The sequence below is a fragment of the Comamonas sp. UBA7840 genome (assembly GCF_002501455.1).
GTDB classification, from domain to species: domain Bacteria; phylum Pseudomonadota; class Gammaproteobacteria; order Burkholderiales; family Burkholderiaceae_C; genus Comamonas; species Comamonas jiangduensis.
This window is the reverse complement of record NZ_DLTI01000004.1, coordinates 13,607-28,797: the sequence shown is the minus strand read 5'-3', so window position 1 is coordinate 28,797 and position 15,191 is coordinate 13,607. Positions and strand designations below refer to the sequence as shown.

Genomic DNA, 15,191 nt, shown 5'->3' with positions numbered 1-15,191 from the left:
GTGCACAGCTTGGTGCAGCAGTGCGCGGATGAGCGGATATGCGCGCTGTGCCGCTTAGCCCTCAAACCGCGTAGCGTGCAAATGGGGCTGCTGCAGCGCTTGTGCCAGCCACGCATGCAGCTGCGGGTAGCGTTGGGCTGGCAGCAGCTGCGGCAGGCGAAAACGCACATAGTCCAGTGCCACGGTGGTGCACAGCACATCCAGCGTCAGGTGTTCCTGCAGGGCGGGCGGCGCACGCTCCAGCAGTGCCAGTGCGCGGTCCAGGGCGGCCAGGCGGCGCTGGCCCAGCACGCTGGCATCGGCCACCGCTGCACCCTCGTATTTGCGCGCAATCACCACGTTGAACGCAGATTCCATCAACCCATAGGCCACGCTGGCGCGTGCCAGCACGGCGGCGCTGTGGTCAGCAGGCACTAAGGCGGGGCCGCTGCCGATGTGGTCCAGATACTGGGCGATGAGCAGCGATTCGCTGATGGCATGGCCCTCGGCGGTGACCAGCACTGGGATGCGCAACTGCGGGTGCGCCGCGAGCAAGGCGGGGTCTTGGTTCCACGGGGCACTCCAGGCCAGCGTGAGCTGATCGGCGAGCCCGTGGTGCAGGGCCGCCACGCGGGCCACACGGGCAAAGGGGGAGGTGGCGTTAAGAAAAAGTTGCATGGCAAAGGTGAAAAAGTAAAGAAATTAAAAAGTGAGCTGATAGCGCTTGCTAGACGGGCGTAGAAGCCGCTTTTTGCTTCGAAAATATAATCAGCACCATGCCCAGGCTCAGCGCCGCGCAGCCCCAGATAAACAGGCTGTGGTAGCTGCCCGTGCTGGCGTACAGATAGGCCATGAAATACCCTGCCGTGGCCTGCAGCAGGGCAAACGCAGCGGTGGCATAGCCCCACATTTTTTTGTGCTGTGCAGGGCCCAGCAGCTGCATCACATAGCCCGAGGTGATGGCGGCCATGCCGGGCGACAGCGCCCCCACCACAAAGCCCGATACCGCATGGCCGGCAAAGTCCGCCCACACCAGCGGCAGGCCGATGGCGGCAGCTTTGAGGGCGTAGGCCCCGGCGGTGGTGCGCCACCAGCCCCAGCGTGTGGCGCACAGCGAGGCGCACAGCGGCCCCGCGACGGCGCCCAGGCCAAAAATAGCCCACTGGGTGGAGGCGTAGCTGGCGCCCAGATGCAGCTCGCGCGCCAGGTAGTCCACCCAGAACACGGTGTGCGGCACAAAACCAAAACCGTCGGTGACATACGCCAGCAGCACCAGCACCACGGGCAGCGTCCAGAGGGCCGGCGCTGGCAAGGCCGGGGCTAGGGCCTGGGGGGTGATGGCGATGGGGGCCGGAGCGGGCAGCAAGCGTGCGCAGCGCCAGCCGCCCCATAACGCGGCCACGCACACCAGCGCCAGGCCCCACCACACGGCACCCAGGCTTTGCAGCGCCAGGCTGGGCACCAAGGTGGCCGACAGCAGGGCGCCCACGCCAATGCCGCAAAACATCAGCGGGCCCAGAGCTGCCCGCCGCGCCAGCGGGGTGGCCGCCATGGCGATGGAGGGGCCCAGCACCATCAGCGTGGCGCCTGCCATGCCGGAAATCAGCCGCCAGACAAAGAACACGGGCATGGGCTGGGCAAAGCTGCAGCCGATAAAGCTCAGCGCCACCGCAGCCCAGCACAGCACCAGCACGCGCACCGCGCCCAGCCGGTCCGCCAGCGGAGCTGCAGCCAGTGCACCGATCAGATAGCCCAGCAGGTTGGCGGCGCCCAGGTAGGCCACCTGCTCGCCCGTGAACCAGCCGGCCAGCACCATTTGCGGCATCAGCGCGGTGTAGGCAAAACGGGCCAATCCCACGCCGCTGAGCGTGGCCAGAAAGCCGGTGAAAAAGAGGGGAAGTTCAGAGCGTTGAATCACAGGAGGCCTTGCAGAGCAATGGGCAGCAGATTAAGGGGCTGGAATCATCATGTCCAATGATTCAAAATGAAGTCCATCATCGTTTTTCATGATGTTGTAGATCGAAAGCTCTTGTGCCATGCAAATCAAATCCCTGCGCATTTTTGACGCCGTGGCCAGTACCGGCAGTTTTGGGGCGGCGGCCCAGCGCCTGCACACCGTGCAGTCCAATGTGACGGCCCATATCCAAAAGCTCGAAGATGAGCTGCAGGTGCAGCTGATTGAGCGCAGCAGCAGTCCCGTACATCTCACGCCCGCAGGCCACACCTTGCTGCCCCACGCGCAGCGCCTGCTGCAAACGCATGACCAAGCCTGCGCGCTATTTGCTGGCAGCGCGCCACCCACAGGGTGCTTGCGCATCGGGGCGATGGAAAGCACCGCCGCCTTGCGCCTGCCGCCGGTGTTGGCGCAGCTGTACCAAACCCAGCCGCACATGGATTTGCAACTGCGTACCGGGCCAACGGGAAGTTTGCTGGAGGATTTGCAGCGCGGCTTGCTCGACTGTGCCTTTGTGGCCGGCCAACCTCCGCAGCCCCGCTGGTGGGGGCTGCAGGTGTTCCAAGAAGAACTGGTGCTGGTCAGCCCCACGCCGCTGCCCGGCTTGCCCAGCCCGGAGGTGTTGCTGCGCACACCGTTTTTGGCCTTTCGCCAAGGTTGCAGCTACCGCCAGCGTATTGAGCTGCTGCTGGCCAGCCAGGGCGTTACGTCGGCACGCATCATGGAGATGGGCACGCTCGATGCCATCTTGGGCTGTGTGGCCGCAGGTATGGGTTTTGCGCTCATGCCCCGTGCCTTGATGCACACGCAGCAAGCGCGTTTTGGCATTCACTGCACGCCGCTGCCGGAGCCCTTGCGCAGCCAGATTGGCGTGGTCGACACGTGGTTGGTGGCTCCGCAGCCGCAGGGCTGGTCGCCGCAGTTGCGCGCCCTGGTGCAGCAGCTGGCGATGGAGGGTGCTGCAGTGACGATGGTCGCGACCGCAGTCACACCGATGTAATCACGTTGCCGTGTGCAGCAGGGCTCGGCGGTATTGCATGGCCTCGGCCACATGGGCACTCGCCACGCTGGGGCTGCCTGCCAGATCGGCAATCGTGCGCGCCACGCGCAGCGCACGGTGTGTGGCGCGGCTGCTCCAGCCCAAGCGGTCGGCGGCTCTGCGCAGCAACTGGGCGGCGGCTTCGTCCAGCTGCAGGTGCTGATCCAGCGCATCACCTTGCAGCATCTGGTTGCTGCAGCCCTGGCGGGCCAAGGCCATGGCCCGCGCCTGGGTGACGCGGGCTTGGATGGCTGCGCTGGCCTCGCCCTGGCGTGTGGTCAGCAACTGCTCGGCGGGCAGGTGGGCCACTTCCACATGCAGATCAATACGGTCCAGCAGCGGCCCGCTGAGCTTGCCCTGGTAGCGCGCCACCTGATCGGGCGTGCAGCGGCAAGCGCGCTGTGCGCTGCCCCAAAACCCGCAGGGACACGGGTTCATGGCTGCCACCAACTGAAAGCGTGCCGGAAATTCGCTGCTGTGCGCCGCACGGGCAATGGTGATGCGGCCCGTCTCCAGGGGCTCGCGCAAAGCCTCTAGCGCCGAGCGTGAAAACTCCGGAAATTCATCCAAAAACAAGGTGCCAAAGTGGGCGTAGGAAATCTCCCCCGGCTTCGGGGGTGAGCCGCCGCCCACCAATGCCACGGCGCTGGCCGTATGGTGTGGACTGGCGGTGCGGCGCAGCCCCCATTCTTCAGCTTTGAAGCGCCCGCACAGGCTAGCAATCGCGGCACTTTCTACGGCTTCTTGCTCGGTCATCGGGGGCAGGATGCTGGCAAAGCGCTGGGCCAGCATGGATTTGCCCGAGCCCGGCGGCCCCACCAGCAGCACGCCGTGCTGACCTGCTGCGGCAATTTCCAGCGCCCGCTTGGCGGGAGTCTGGCCCTTGACTTCGCCCATGTCGGCGGCCCCCTGCAAGCGCGCGCGTGGCGGGGTGGGCAGCTTGTGCCAGCCTGGCGCGCTGCTGGCATCCGGCGATGCGGAGGGGGGCAATAGCTGGGCCACCACGTCCAGCAAATGCTGGGCGCCATAGACCTCAGCCTGGGGTGCGCAGGCCGCTTCCGCCGCGCTTTCCATGGGCAATACCAAGCGGGTCTGAATGTGCTGCAGCTGCAAGGCCAGGCTGGTGGCCAGCGCGCCGCGTACCGGGCGCAGCTCCCCCGAGAGCGATAGCTCTCCCGCAAATTCCCAGCCGGGCAGCCGCGCAGCATCGATTTGCCCGCTGGCCGCCAGGATGCCCAAAGCAATCGGCAGGTCAAAACGCCCACTGTCTTTGGGCAGGTCGGCCGGCGCGAGATTGACGGTGATGCGCTTGTTGGTGGGAAATTCCAGCCCGCTGTTGGCAATCGCACAGCGCACGCGCTCCCGCGCCTCTTTGACTTCAACCTCGGCCAGCCCCACCAAATTGAAGCTGGGCAGGCCATTGGCCAAATGCACTTCCACGGTGACAGAAGGCGCTTGCAGCCCCAAAAGCGCCCGGCTTTGCACGCAGGCCAAACTCATGGCGTGTTTCTCCCTAAAACAGTGCGTAAAAAAGCAGCAAACGTTCCATCTGGTTGCACCAATTTGGTGCTTCGAGGCGATTGCCACGGTTGTCACTGTAGGACGCCTGGCCGCGCTGCACCAAGCCCGCTGGTTGGCACGCTCCCTGCTTAAAGGGCTTGTCACAACACTTTTTACAACTTCCCGCTTCCCGGAGGAACGTCTCATGAAAATGGTGTCAGCCATCATCAAGCCCTTCAAGCTCGACGAGGTGCGAGAAGCCCTGTCGCAGCTTGGTGTGCAGGGTATTACCGTGACCGAGGTCAAGGGCTTTGGCCGCCAAAAAGGTCACACCGAGCTGTACCGCGGCGCCGAATATGTCGTGGACTTTCTGCCCAAAGTGAAGTTGGAAGCTGCCGTCGATGACGCGGTGCTCGAGCAAGTCATTGAAGCCATCGAAGGTGCCGCGCGCACCGGCAAGATTGGCGACGGCAAGATTTTTGTGTATGACTTGGAGCAGGTCGTGCGTATCCGTACCGGTGAAACCGGCAACGATGCCCTGTAACGCAACCCTTGAGGCAAGAGACTGACATGAAAAAATCACTCCCTGCAATTGCACTGGGTCTGGGCCTGATGGCCGCAGCAACCGGTGCCTGGGCCCAAGAGGCTGCACCCGCGGTGGCTGCCGTCGTGGAAACCGCGGCCGAAGCCGCTCCTGCACTGAGCGCGGGTGACACCGCGTGGATGCTGACCTCCACCATGCTGGTGATCCTGATGATCATCCCCGGTTTGGCGCTGTTTTACGGCGGTTTGGTGCGCTCCAAGAACATGCTGTCCGTGCTGGCGCAGGTGTTCACCATCTTCTCGCTGATTACCGTGCTGTGGGCCATTTACGGCTTCTCGCTGACCTTTGGTGGTGAGGGCAAGTTTTTTGGAGGCTTTGACAAGATTTTCTTGGCAGGCATTACCCCGGACACGCTCTCAGCGACGCTGGCCACCATTCCGGAGTATGTGTTCGTGGCCTTCCAGTCCACCTTTGCAGCCATTACCGTGGCGCTGATCGTGGGTGCATTTGCCGAGCGCATCAAGTTCTCGGCCGTGATGATCTTCTCTGTGCTGTGGTTCACCTTCAGCTACATCCCCATGGCACACATGGTGTGGGGCGGTGGCCTGCTGGCCAAAGACGGCGCGCTGGACTTCGCGGGCGGCACCGTGGTGCACATCAACGCCGCCGTGGCGGGCCTGGTGGGTGCTTACATGGTGGGCAAGCGCATCGGCTTTGGCAAAGAAGCCCTGCCCCCGCACAGCCTGACACTGACCATGGTGGGTGCATCGCTGCTGTGGGTGGGCTGGTTTGGTTTCAACGCGGGCTCGGCCGGCGCAGCCAACGGGATTGCGGGTCTGGCGTTCATCAACACCATCTTGGCGACCGGCGCAGCAGCCGTGGCGTGGATCGTGGCGGAAGGTCTGCACAAGGGGAAGCCTTCCATGCTGGGTGCGGCCTCGGGTGCGGTGGCGGGTCTGGTCACCATCACGCCTGCGGCAGGCTTTGTGGGCCCCATGGGCTCCATCGTGATGGGCTTGATTGCTGGCCCTCTGTGCCTGTGGGGGGTTTCGGGCCTGAAGCGTCTGCTGAAGGTGGACGATGTGTGCGACGTGTTTGGCGTACACGGTGTCGGCGGTATCTTGGGTGCCATCTTGACCGGTGTGTTCTGCGCTGCCGGCCTGGGCGGCGTGGAGCCCGAAGGCTTCAACATGGCGCACCAAGTGTGGGTGCAGTTCAAGAGCGTGATCGTCACCATCGTCTGGTGCGGTGTGGTCTCCTTCATTTGCTTCAAGATCGCAGATGTCCTGGTGGGTCTGCGGGTGGCTGAAGATGCGGAACGCGAAGGTCTGGATATCACCACCCACGGTGAGTCCGCCTACAACCGTTAAGCAGAGTGTGCAGGCAGGCGCCCTGCCTGCTGGAGGTACCAGAGCCGCCCTTCGGGGCGGCTTTTTTTGGCCCTCACAGTCTGATTCACGGTGGGCATTCAAAAAATTCACATGGCCAGCGCAGGCAAATCCGCGTGAGGCGGCTACGATTCAGCCCATGGATACCGCCCTTCACCAGACGCTTGAGCGCGTACGCGCTGCCGTTGCTGATTCTTCGCCACTGCGCATTCGCGGGGGCGGCAGCAAAGACTTTCATGCCTTGCAGTTGCAGGGCGCTATTTTGGACACCCGCAGTTTGCACGGCATCGTCAGCTACGAGCCCAGCGAACTGGTGGTGACGGTGCGCGCCGGCACGCCCTTGGCGGAGCTGGAAGCCGCCTTGGCAGAGCAAGGCCAGTGCTTGGCCTTTGAGCCCCCGCACTTTGCTGGTGTGGAGGGGGATGTTTCCACCGTAGGCGGCATGGTGGCTGCGGGCTGGAGTGGCCCGGCGCGCGCCAGCGTGGGTGCCGTGCGTGACTTTGTGCTGGGGATTGAAATCATCAACGGCCAAGCCGAGCTGCTGCGCTTTGGCGGCACGGTGATGAAAAACGTGGCCGGTTACGACGTGTCGCGCCTGATGGCGGGCAGCTGGGGCACGCTGGGCTTGATCACCGAAGTCAGCCTCAAAGTGCTGCCGGTAGCGCCGGGTGAAGCCACGCTGCGCTTTGAGGGCATCAGCCAGGCCGAAGCGCTGCAGCGCCTGAACCAGTGGGGCGGCCAGCCTTTGCCGCTGAACGCCAGCTGCTGGGTCGAAGACAACGGCGTGGGCACGCTGTACGTGCGGTTGCGCGGTGCGGTGGCAGCCGTCGAGGCGGCATGCCACAACATGGGCGGAACGCGCATGGATGCTGCGCAGGCTGCTCCAGATTGGATAGCGTGCCGCGAGCAAACACTGCCCTGGTTCAGCGCACGCGCTGCCACGGACTGCCTGTGGCGCCTGTCGGTGCCGCAAACGGCACCAGCCTTGGCGCTGCCTGCTGGGGTGGCCGCACCTTTGGTGGAATGGCACGGTGGCTTGCGCTGGGTGCAAGCCCCGCGCAGCATGGGCGCCACCCTCAAGGCGCTGGCGCAGCAAGTGGGCGGGAGCGCTTCACTCTTTAGAGCTGAAAGCGCAGGCCAGATAAGCGCAGAAGCCATTTTTGGCCCACAACTTGCAGCCATGCAGCGCATCCACGCACAACTCAAGCAGGCGTTTGACCCGGCCGGTATCTTCAATCCCGGGCGTGCCATGGCTCAAGGGTGAGCCATGCGCAGATTGCGCCATCTCACAAGCTCCCACCGCACTGGTGCCACCAACCGTGCACTGGGCTACTTGATGGCTTTCAATGCCGGTGCCATCAACGCAGGCGGCTTCATGGTGTTGCACCTGTACACCTCACACATGACGGGCTTCGTGTCCATGCTGGCCGACAACCTGGTACTGGGCAACACAGCGCTGGTGCTGTCGGCCATCGGAGCGCTGCTGGCGTTCACCACCGGCGCGGCGGTGACCGCCATTTTGGTGAATTGGGCGCGCCATATGCGGTTGCGCAGCGCTTATGCGCTGCCGCTGCTGCTGGTAGCCCTGCTGATGCTGCTGTTTGGCTTGGTGGGCGCCGTGACCACGCACTGGACCACCTGGTTTGCCGTGCCCCTGACGGTGCTGCTGCTGTCATTCACCATGGGGGTGCAAAACGCCACCTTGACCAAGATGTCGCACGCCACCATCCGCACCACGCACATGACAGGGGTGGTGACGGACTTGGGGATTGAGCTGGGCAAGATGCTGTTTTGGAACCGTGCAGGGCGTGAAGCCCCGCAACAAGTGCATGCCAACTGGTCGCGGGTGCGGCTGTTTAGCGGCCTGTTGGCCATGTTTTTAGCCGGTGGCATCGCAGGGGCTCTAGGCTTTCAGCGCTGGGGTTTTGTCTGCGTGGTGCCGCTGGCGCTGTTATTGATGGCGGTGTCTTTGCCACCGCTGTGGGCCGATGCAAAACATTGGCGCCAACGCTGGCAAGGGCCAGCTTCTGACCACTAAAAAAAGAGACACCCCATGCAAACCAATCTCGCCCCTGAATACCTCGGCACCTTGGCGGGCCAAGAGGCCGAAGCCATTTTGCGCAAATGCGTGCACTGCGGCTTTTGCACCGCCACCTGCCCCACCTACCAAACGCTGGGCGACGAGCTGGACGGCCCGCGTGGCCGCATCTACCTCATCAAGCAAGTGCTGGAAGGGCAGCAGCCCACCCGCGCCACGCAAGAGCACCTGGACCGCTGCCTGACCTGCCGCAACTGCGAAACCACCTGCCCCAGCGGTGTGCAATACGGCCACTTGGTGGACATTGGCCGCAAAGTGGTGGAAGAAAAGGTCAAGCGCCCCATGGGTGAGCGCCTGCAGCGCTGGGCGCTCAGAGAAGGGCTGACCTCACCGCTGTTTGCGCCGGCCATGAAGCTGGGGCAATCGGTGCGCAGTCTGCTGCCCGAAAGCATTCAGGCCAAGGTGCCGCCCAAGAGCGAACACGGCGTGTGGCCCAGCCGCAGCCATGCCCGCAAGGTGCTGCTGCACATGGGCTGCGTGCAGCCGGCCATGCTGCCCAACATCAACTACGCCACCGCACGCGTGCTGGACGCGGTGGGCATTGAAACCGTGGTGGTGCAGCAAAGCCAGTGCTGCGGCGCGGTGAAGTTCCACCTCAACGACCACGACGGCGGCAAGGCCCAAATGCGCGCCAATATCGATGCATGGTGGCCTGCGGTGCAAGCGGGCGAGGTCGAGGCGATTGTCAGCAATGCTTCGGGCTGCGGCGCCATGCTCAAAGACTGGGGCCATGTGCTGCGCCATGAACCAGCGTATGCCGAGAAAGCAGCGCGCATCAGCGCACTGACCAAGGATTTGAGCGAGCTGCTGCCCGCCTTGCTGCCGGAGCTGGCCGACAAGCTGCAAGGCCGGGTGCAAGTCAACCCCCAACCCATGGCCTACCACCCGCCATGCACGCTGCAGCACGCGCAAAAACTCAAGGGCGTGGTGGAAGGCAATCTGGCCAAGCTGGGCTTTCAGCTGACCACGGCGCGCACCGAGTCCCACCTGTGCTGCGGCTCTGCGGGCACCTACTCGGTGTTGCAGCCCGTGATCTCCAAAACCTTGCGCGATCGCAAATTGAAAGCACTGGACGAGGCAGTGGCGGCGCCTGCGGCCATTTTGTCGGCCAATATTGGCTGCATTGTGCATTTGCAAAGTGGCACCGATGTGCCCGTGCGCCACTGGGTGGAAGTGCTGGATGAAGCCTTGCAGGCCTGATGCCGTTGCTGCATTGACCCTGTCTTTGAACCTCTTGCCCGGCCTGGCTGCAGCAAGGTCTGCAGCGCAGTTTTGCACCCCGAAAGCAGGGAAATGGAATAAGTCCGATGCAGTCATAGGGGAGCAGGTTCACACGCAGCCCGCAATGCTGGCATCATCGCGGCTTTGATTTTTCTCGTATTGGCCCTTCGCCCATGACTGAATCTGTGACCACCACTGTTGACAACGCTGTGCCTGCGCCAGCACCTGCCAGCGCAGACCGCCGCCCCAACCAGCGTGGCGGTCGTGGCCGTGGCAATGCTGCGGCTGGCAAACCGGCGGCCCGCCCTGCGCGTGAGCTGCACCCCGTGCTGGTGCAACTGGCGCAACTGCACCCCGTGCTGTTTGGTGAGAATGTGCTGCCACTCAAGCGCGGCATCTTCCAAGACCTGCTGGCTTTGCACGGCGAAGCGCTGGACAAGGCCGGCTTGAAGCTGGCGCTGTCTATCCACACCCGTTCCACGCGCTACCTGAATGCCGTGGCTTCGGGCGCCGCCCGCCATGATCTGGATGGCAAGGAAGTGGAGGCCATGGCCCCTGAGCACGTGTTCCATGCGCTGGTGGAAGTGTTCAAGCGCAAAAAGCCCCGTGAAGGTCAGGATCTGCAAGCGACGTTGCGCCGCCGCATGGCGCAGGCCTTTGTGGCTTCAGGCTTGAGCCGTGAAGCCTACGCAGAACGCGTGCAAGTGCGCGATGAAGCCACCCAGGCGCTGCTGGATGCTGCGCTCAATGAAGTGGCCGAGCAAGACGCCAAGGCCGAGGCGGTGCAGCGTGCCTACGTGGCCAGCGGCTCCGGTGATATCCGTGCGTTTGCAGAGATGTACGGCATGGATGCCCGCGCGGTGATGCGCCAGCTGCACCGCGCCAGCCAGTTGCAGGCAGCGCAAGCCTGATTGGCAGTGATTGGCATATATCGCACCCAGTAAAAAGGAGCCCTGGGGCTCCTTTTTTCATGCCTCGGTGGGGCGGGCTTGCAAGGCCGCTTCAATCGCTGGGGTCAGGCTTTGCGGCGTGTCTCTGGGTGCGAAGCGCTGCAACACCTGGCCATCGCGGCCCAGCAGAAATTTGGTGAAGTTCCACTTGATCATCTCGGTGCCCAAAATGCCCGGTGCCTGGGCCTTGAGCCAGGTGAACAACGGGTGCGCGTGGGCGCCATTCACATCGACCTTGGACATCATGGGAAAGTCCACGCCATAGTTGCGCTGGCAAAAACTGGCAATCTCTGCATTGCTGCCCTTGTCTTGCTGGCCAAACTGGTTGCAGGGAAAACCGAGAATCACCAGCCCTTGGTCGGCATAGCGCTGGTACAGCTGCTGCAGGCCTTGCAGCTGCGGCGTAAAGCCGCACGCACTGGCGGTGTTGACCACCAGTACCACCTTGCCGCGGTAATCGGACAGGGCGTGGCTGTGGCCGTCGATACGGGTGGCGGAAAAATCGTAGAAGCTCGTCATGGTGGGCCTTGGGCAAGCAGGAAAGGCATGCATCTTGCCACCACCTGCCGCGCTGCCGTGGCCTGCACTGGCGGATGTGATTTGAGTTGTGGCGTGATCTGGAGTAAATTTTTAGCGCATATTGCAAGACACGATCAAGGAGGTGCACCATGCAACGCGGATTGCTGCCTTATATGCTGGAAGACGGCATTCCGGCATTGATTCTTTCTGCCATCGTGCTGTTGAGCGGCATGGGCTATGGTTTTTATGTGGCACACCAACGGCCAGCAACGCCAGTGGCTGAATTGCTGCCTGAAGCAGCTGCGCCCGCAGCGCCTGCATCTGCTCCGGCAGCCGCAGAAAAACCCTGAAGCCGGTAACCCATCAAAAAAACCGCCCGTGACTATGAAGGCCACGGGCGGTTTTTTTTGATGGCTGCCAGGCGGCCTAGCGCTTATTGCCCTGCAACACCCCAAGCAGTGCGGCACCGACGATCAGTACCCCACCCATGAGCATGCGCGGGGTCAGCTCCGTGGCGCCCAGCAGCCACGCCGAGCTGCTGGCAAACAGCACTTCGGACAGCATGATGAGTGAGGTGGTGCCGGTGGGCACGCGGGCCGCGCCGTACTGCAGCGCCCACGAGCCCACTCCTACCAGCACCCCCATGCCGAGGGCACAACTCACCCAAACGGGGTTGGGCGCCGGAATGGCCGGGAAGTAACCCGTGGCAAAACCCGTGCTGGCAGTGATGAGCCCCACGCTCATGCAGCCAATGAACATGGCCAGCACCCGCGACATGCTGGGTGTATGGAAGCTGCGGCGCAAGATCACGTTGGTGCAGGCAAAGCAAAAGCCGCCGAACAGGGCAAGGCACTCGGGCAGGCCGATGTCGGCCGTCAAACGGCTCAGTTCCGTGCCTTGCGGAAGGATGACCAGTGCCATGCCGCTGAAGGCCAGCACCAGTCGCAGCAGCCCGGCAGCGCTGGGGCGCTCGGCCAAAAAGCGCCAGGCCAGCAGCACCGTCCAGGCGGGCATGAGGTAGAACAGCAAGATGACGCGCACCACATCTCCGGTGGATGCCGCCATGTTGAAGGCCACATTCGTCAGCCCGGACGACAGGGCCAGCAGCCACAGCACGCGGTGCGAGAAAAAGCCCGGCAAGCTGCTGCGCACGCACAGTACGGTGCCCACGGCCAGCAGGCCGTAAATCATGCTGGTGGCCCAGGGCGCGACCAGGCCCTGGGCGTGCATGGTCTGGAAGGGCCACCAAGCCAGGCCCCACACCATGGCGTTGAACAGCAGGGACAGATACGGCAAAGCAGAATACATGGCTAAAAATGACTCCAGCGCAGGTAGTACCTGCGCCGGTAGCTATGAATAGGGGAGTTTTTAGTGGTGGTCGTGGCGGGCCACGTTCAGCAGGCGCCGTACTTCGCCGCCGTGGTTGCGGCAGTTGTACAGGTACCAGCGCCGGATCAGCCACATGGTGAAGGCCACCACCAAGCCAAACCCGGTGATTGCGCCATAGGCCGACAACCCCCACATGGTGCTCAGGCTATAGAACAGGCCCAGACCCAGGATGCAAGCCTGCTCGTTGAAGTTTTGTACCGCAATCGAGCGGCCCGCGCCCATCAGGTTGTGGCCACGGTGCTGCAGCAGCGCGTTCATTGGCACCACCAGATAGCCGCCCAAGCCGCCCAGCACGATCAGGAACGGCACGGCCACCCACAAGTTGCTGATGAAGTTCATGCAAATCACCAGCAAGCCCATGGCAATGCCCATGGGAATCACGCGGGTGGCGTGCTGCAGGCGCATGCGCATGGACGCCAGCACCGCGCCCGCTGCCGTGCCAATCGCCACCACGCCGACCAAGGCCGAGGCTTGTGTGGTGCCATAGCCCAGCGCCACGGCGGCCCAGGCCAGCACGATGTAGCGCAGATTGCCCGACACGCCCCAAAACAGCGTGGTGGTGGAAAGCGAAATTTGCCCCAGCTTGTCGCGCCACAGGCGGGAATTGCAATCCCAGAAATCGGGCAGCAAAGCCAAGGCATTGGTGAGCCGCCCCTTGCTGGGATCTTGGCGCAACGGCACCAAGGGGGCCGAAGTGCGCGGGATGCGCAGGTTAAAAATGGATGCCAGCGCGTAGATGAACACCAGCACGCCAATGGCGGCTTCGGCGGCGGTGGTGACGCCCGGCACGTTCAGCGCCAGCAGGTGACCGGAGATGACCGGGCCCACCAGTTGGCCACCCAGCAGCACGCCCAGGATGATGGAGGTGATGGTCAGCCCCTCAATCCAGCCATTGGCCTTGACCAGCTGCGAGGCGGGCAGCAATTCGGTCAAGATGCCGTATTTGGCCGGGGAGTAGGCCGCGGCGCCCAGCCCCACCACGGCATAGGCCAGCAGCGGGTGGTGGCCAAACAGCATCAGCAAGCAGCCAATCACTTTGATGGCGTTGCTGATGAACATGACGCGCCCCTTGGGCAGGGCATCGGCAAACGCCCCCACAAACGGTGCCAGCACGACATAGAACAGCGCGAACATGGGAACCAGGGCGGCACTTTGCCACTCGGGTGCTCCGCCTGTGCGCAGCAGCTCTACGGCTGCGACGAACAGGGCATTGTCGGCCAGCGAGCTGAAAAACTGCGCTGACATGATGGTGTAGAAACCGCGCTTCATGAAATGCTGGCGCACCCCTGCCCCCTGGGGCAAGCGCACGGAAATGTTTGTCCCAGTGGCGAACGACAGACGGTTATATCACGCAGGCCTTAGCCACAAGTGCCAGAATGCCTGTTGTTTGCTCTGAGAAAACCTTTCGTCATGCCGCGTCCCATTCTTGCCACCATCCATCCCCAAGCGATTCGCCATAACTTGGAACGTGTTCGCCAGGCGGCGCCGGATGCGAAATTGATGTGTGTCACCAAAGCCAACGCCTATGGCCACGGGGTGGAGCGCGCGTTTGAAGGCCTGCGCGCCGCCGATGGCTTTGCCGTACTGGAGCTTGCCGAGGCCCAGCGCCTGCGCCAGCTGGACTGGCGCGGCCCCATCTTGCTGCTGGAAGGCGTGTTTGAGGCACGCGATCTGGAGCTGTGCTCGCGCCTGGGGGTGTGGCACACCATCCATTGCGATGAACAGATCGACTGGCTGGCCGCCCATAAAACCCAGGTGCCGCACCGCGTATTTTTGAAGATGAACAGCGGCATGAACCGCCTAGGCTTTACGCCCGAGCGCTTTCGCAGCGCCTATGCGCGCCTGAATGCGCTGCCGCAGGTGGAAGAAATATCGTTCATCACCCACTTCAGTGATGCCGACGGTGCGCGTGGCATTGACCACCAGTTGCAAGTGTTCATGGCAGTGACGGCCGATTTGCCGGGCGAGCGCAGCGACTGCAACAGCGCGGCCACGCTGATTTTTGGGGGCGATGCCCAGGTGCGCAACGACTGGGTGCGCCCCGGCATCGTGCTGTACGGCTCTGCCCCCGACTACCCGGCCCGCACGGCCGATGACTGGGGGCTGCAGCCCGCCATGACGCTATCCACCAAGGTGATTGGCACGCAAACGCTGAAGGCCGGTGACACCGTGGGCTACGGCTCCACCTTCACCGCCGATGGCCCCATGCAGCTGGGCGTGATTGCCTGCGGCTATGCCGACGGCTACCCGCGCAGCTGTGGCACGGGCACGCCAGTGCTGGTCAACGGCGTGCGCACGCGCCTGCTGGGGCGTGTGAGCATGGACATGATTTGTGTCGATTTAACACCCGTGCCCGGCGCGGGCATGGGCAGCGAAGTGGTGCTGTGGGGCCAAAGCCCGACTACGGGCGCGGTGCTCAGCATTGACGAAGTGGCCGCTGCGGGCGGCACCGTCGGCTATGAGCTGATGTGCGCCGTGGCACCCCGCGTGCCAGTAGTGAGCGACGAAGCACCCCCGGCACGCAAATAACGCGGGGATTGAATTTAAAAAGAGAGCTGCTAGCGCTGAATTAGCAAGCATTTCAGGTGCATAAGCATCGAAAATGCTTGT

At 63.3% G+C, this 15,191-nt stretch carries 15 protein-coding genes; 9 read left to right on the top strand and 6 right to left on the bottom strand.

Annotated elements, in window-relative coordinates; all coding sequences use genetic code 11:
- Positions 1-54: 54 nt before the first annotated feature.
- Together B3R00_RS00715 and B3R00_RS00710 are read right to left on the bottom strand one after the other, a co-directional pair.
- On the bottom strand, positions 55-657 hold the full coding sequence (locus B3R00_RS00715) for a glutathione S-transferase family protein (RefSeq protein WP_286996826.1): 603 nt from the start codon (positions 655-657) through the stop codon (positions 55-57).
- A 49-nt stretch (positions 658-706) separates the two neighbouring features.
- Positions 707-1,897 carry a YbfB/YjiJ family MFS transporter gene (locus B3R00_RS00710; protein ID WP_286996824.1) on the bottom strand — a complete coding sequence of 397 codons (1,191 nt, stop codon included), beginning with the start codon at positions 1,895-1,897 and terminating at the stop codon, positions 707-709.
- A gap of 118 nt (positions 1,898-2,015) precedes the next feature.
- On the opposite strand from B3R00_RS00710, the gene B3R00_RS00705 reads away from it, so the two are divergent.
- Entirely contained in the window at positions 2,016-2,933 is a 918-nt protein-coding gene (locus B3R00_RS00705) for a LysR family transcriptional regulator (RefSeq protein ID WP_286996823.1), read from the top strand.
- Here the strand turns inward: B3R00_RS00705 and B3R00_RS00700 are convergent, their stop codons facing one another.
- Positions 2,934-4,472, bottom strand: coding sequence for a YifB family Mg chelatase-like AAA ATPase (locus tag B3R00_RS00700; RefSeq protein WP_286996822.1), 1,539 nt, complete (start codon positions 4,470-4,472; stop codon positions 2,934-2,936).
- Between the two features lie 205 nt (positions 4,473-4,677).
- Here B3R00_RS00700 and B3R00_RS00695 point away from each other — a divergent pair, with 205 nt between their 5' ends.
- The 6 genes from B3R00_RS00695 to B3R00_RS00670 all read left to right on the top strand — a co-directional run bounded on the left by B3R00_RS00695 (position 4,678) and on the right by B3R00_RS00670 (position 10,634).
- Complete coding sequence (locus B3R00_RS00695; RefSeq protein ID WP_219163464.1) at positions 4,678-5,016, top strand: P-II family nitrogen regulator; 339 nt, start codon at positions 4,678-4,680, stop codon at positions 5,014-5,016.
- A gap of 26 nt (positions 5,017-5,042) precedes the next feature.
- The gene (amt, locus tag B3R00_RS00690; RefSeq protein ID WP_286996819.1) at positions 5,043-6,386 is read left to right on the top strand and encodes an ammonium transporter; all 1,344 of its coding nucleotides are present in this window, start codon (positions 5,043-5,045) and stop codon (positions 6,384-6,386) included.
- Between the two features lie 148 nt (positions 6,387-6,534).
- Positions 6,535-7,668 carry a glycolate oxidase subunit GlcE gene (gene glcE / locus B3R00_RS00685; protein WP_286996971.1) on the top strand — a complete coding sequence of 378 codons (1,134 nt, stop codon included), beginning with the start codon at positions 6,535-6,537 and terminating at the stop codon, positions 7,666-7,668.
- Between the two features lie 3 nt (positions 7,669-7,671).
- A complete protein-coding gene (locus B3R00_RS00680) occupies positions 7,672-8,442 on the top strand; it encodes a YoaK family protein (RefSeq protein ID WP_286996818.1) in 771 nt (256 codons plus the stop codon).
- Positions 8,443-8,457: 15 nt separating this feature from the next.
- Positions 8,458-9,702, top strand: coding sequence for a glycolate oxidase subunit GlcF (gene glcF, locus B3R00_RS00675; protein WP_286996816.1), 1,245 nt, complete (start codon positions 8,458-8,460; stop codon positions 9,700-9,702).
- 194 nt (positions 9,703-9,896) lie between these two features.
- Complete coding sequence (locus tag B3R00_RS00670; RefSeq protein ID WP_286996814.1) at positions 9,897-10,634, top strand: ProQ/FinO family protein; 738 nt, start codon at positions 9,897-9,899, stop codon at positions 10,632-10,634.
- A gap of 57 nt (positions 10,635-10,691) precedes the next feature.
- On the opposite strand, the gene B3R00_RS00665 is transcribed toward B3R00_RS00670, so the two are convergent.
- Positions 10,692-11,192 (bottom strand): glutathione peroxidase, encoded by a 501-nt coding sequence (locus B3R00_RS00665; protein ID WP_286996812.1) that lies wholly within the window; start codon positions 11,190-11,192, stop codon positions 10,692-10,694.
- Positions 11,193-11,341: 149 nt separating this feature from the next.
- Between B3R00_RS00665 and B3R00_RS00660 the strand changes: the two genes are divergently transcribed.
- Positions 11,342-11,542, top strand: coding sequence for a hypothetical protein (locus B3R00_RS00660; RefSeq protein WP_286996810.1), 201 nt, complete (start codon positions 11,342-11,344; stop codon positions 11,540-11,542).
- 76 nt (positions 11,543-11,618) lie between these two features.
- Here the strand turns inward: B3R00_RS00660 and B3R00_RS00655 are convergent, their stop codons facing one another.
- A complete protein-coding gene (locus B3R00_RS00655) occupies positions 11,619-12,500 on the bottom strand; it encodes a DMT family transporter (protein ID WP_286996808.1) in 882 nt (293 codons plus the stop codon).
- Positions 12,501-12,560: 60 nt separating this feature from the next.
- A complete protein-coding gene (gene lplT, locus B3R00_RS00650) occupies positions 12,561-13,850 on the bottom strand; it encodes a lysophospholipid transporter LplT (RefSeq protein WP_286996969.1) in 1,290 nt (429 codons plus the stop codon).
- A gap of 141 nt (positions 13,851-13,991) precedes the next feature.
- On the opposite strand from lplT, the gene alr reads away from it, so the two are divergent.
- Positions 13,992-15,110, top strand: coding sequence for an alanine racemase (gene alr / locus B3R00_RS00645; protein ID WP_286996807.1), 1,119 nt, complete (start codon positions 13,992-13,994; stop codon positions 15,108-15,110).
- Positions 15,111-15,191 lie beyond the last annotated feature (81 nt).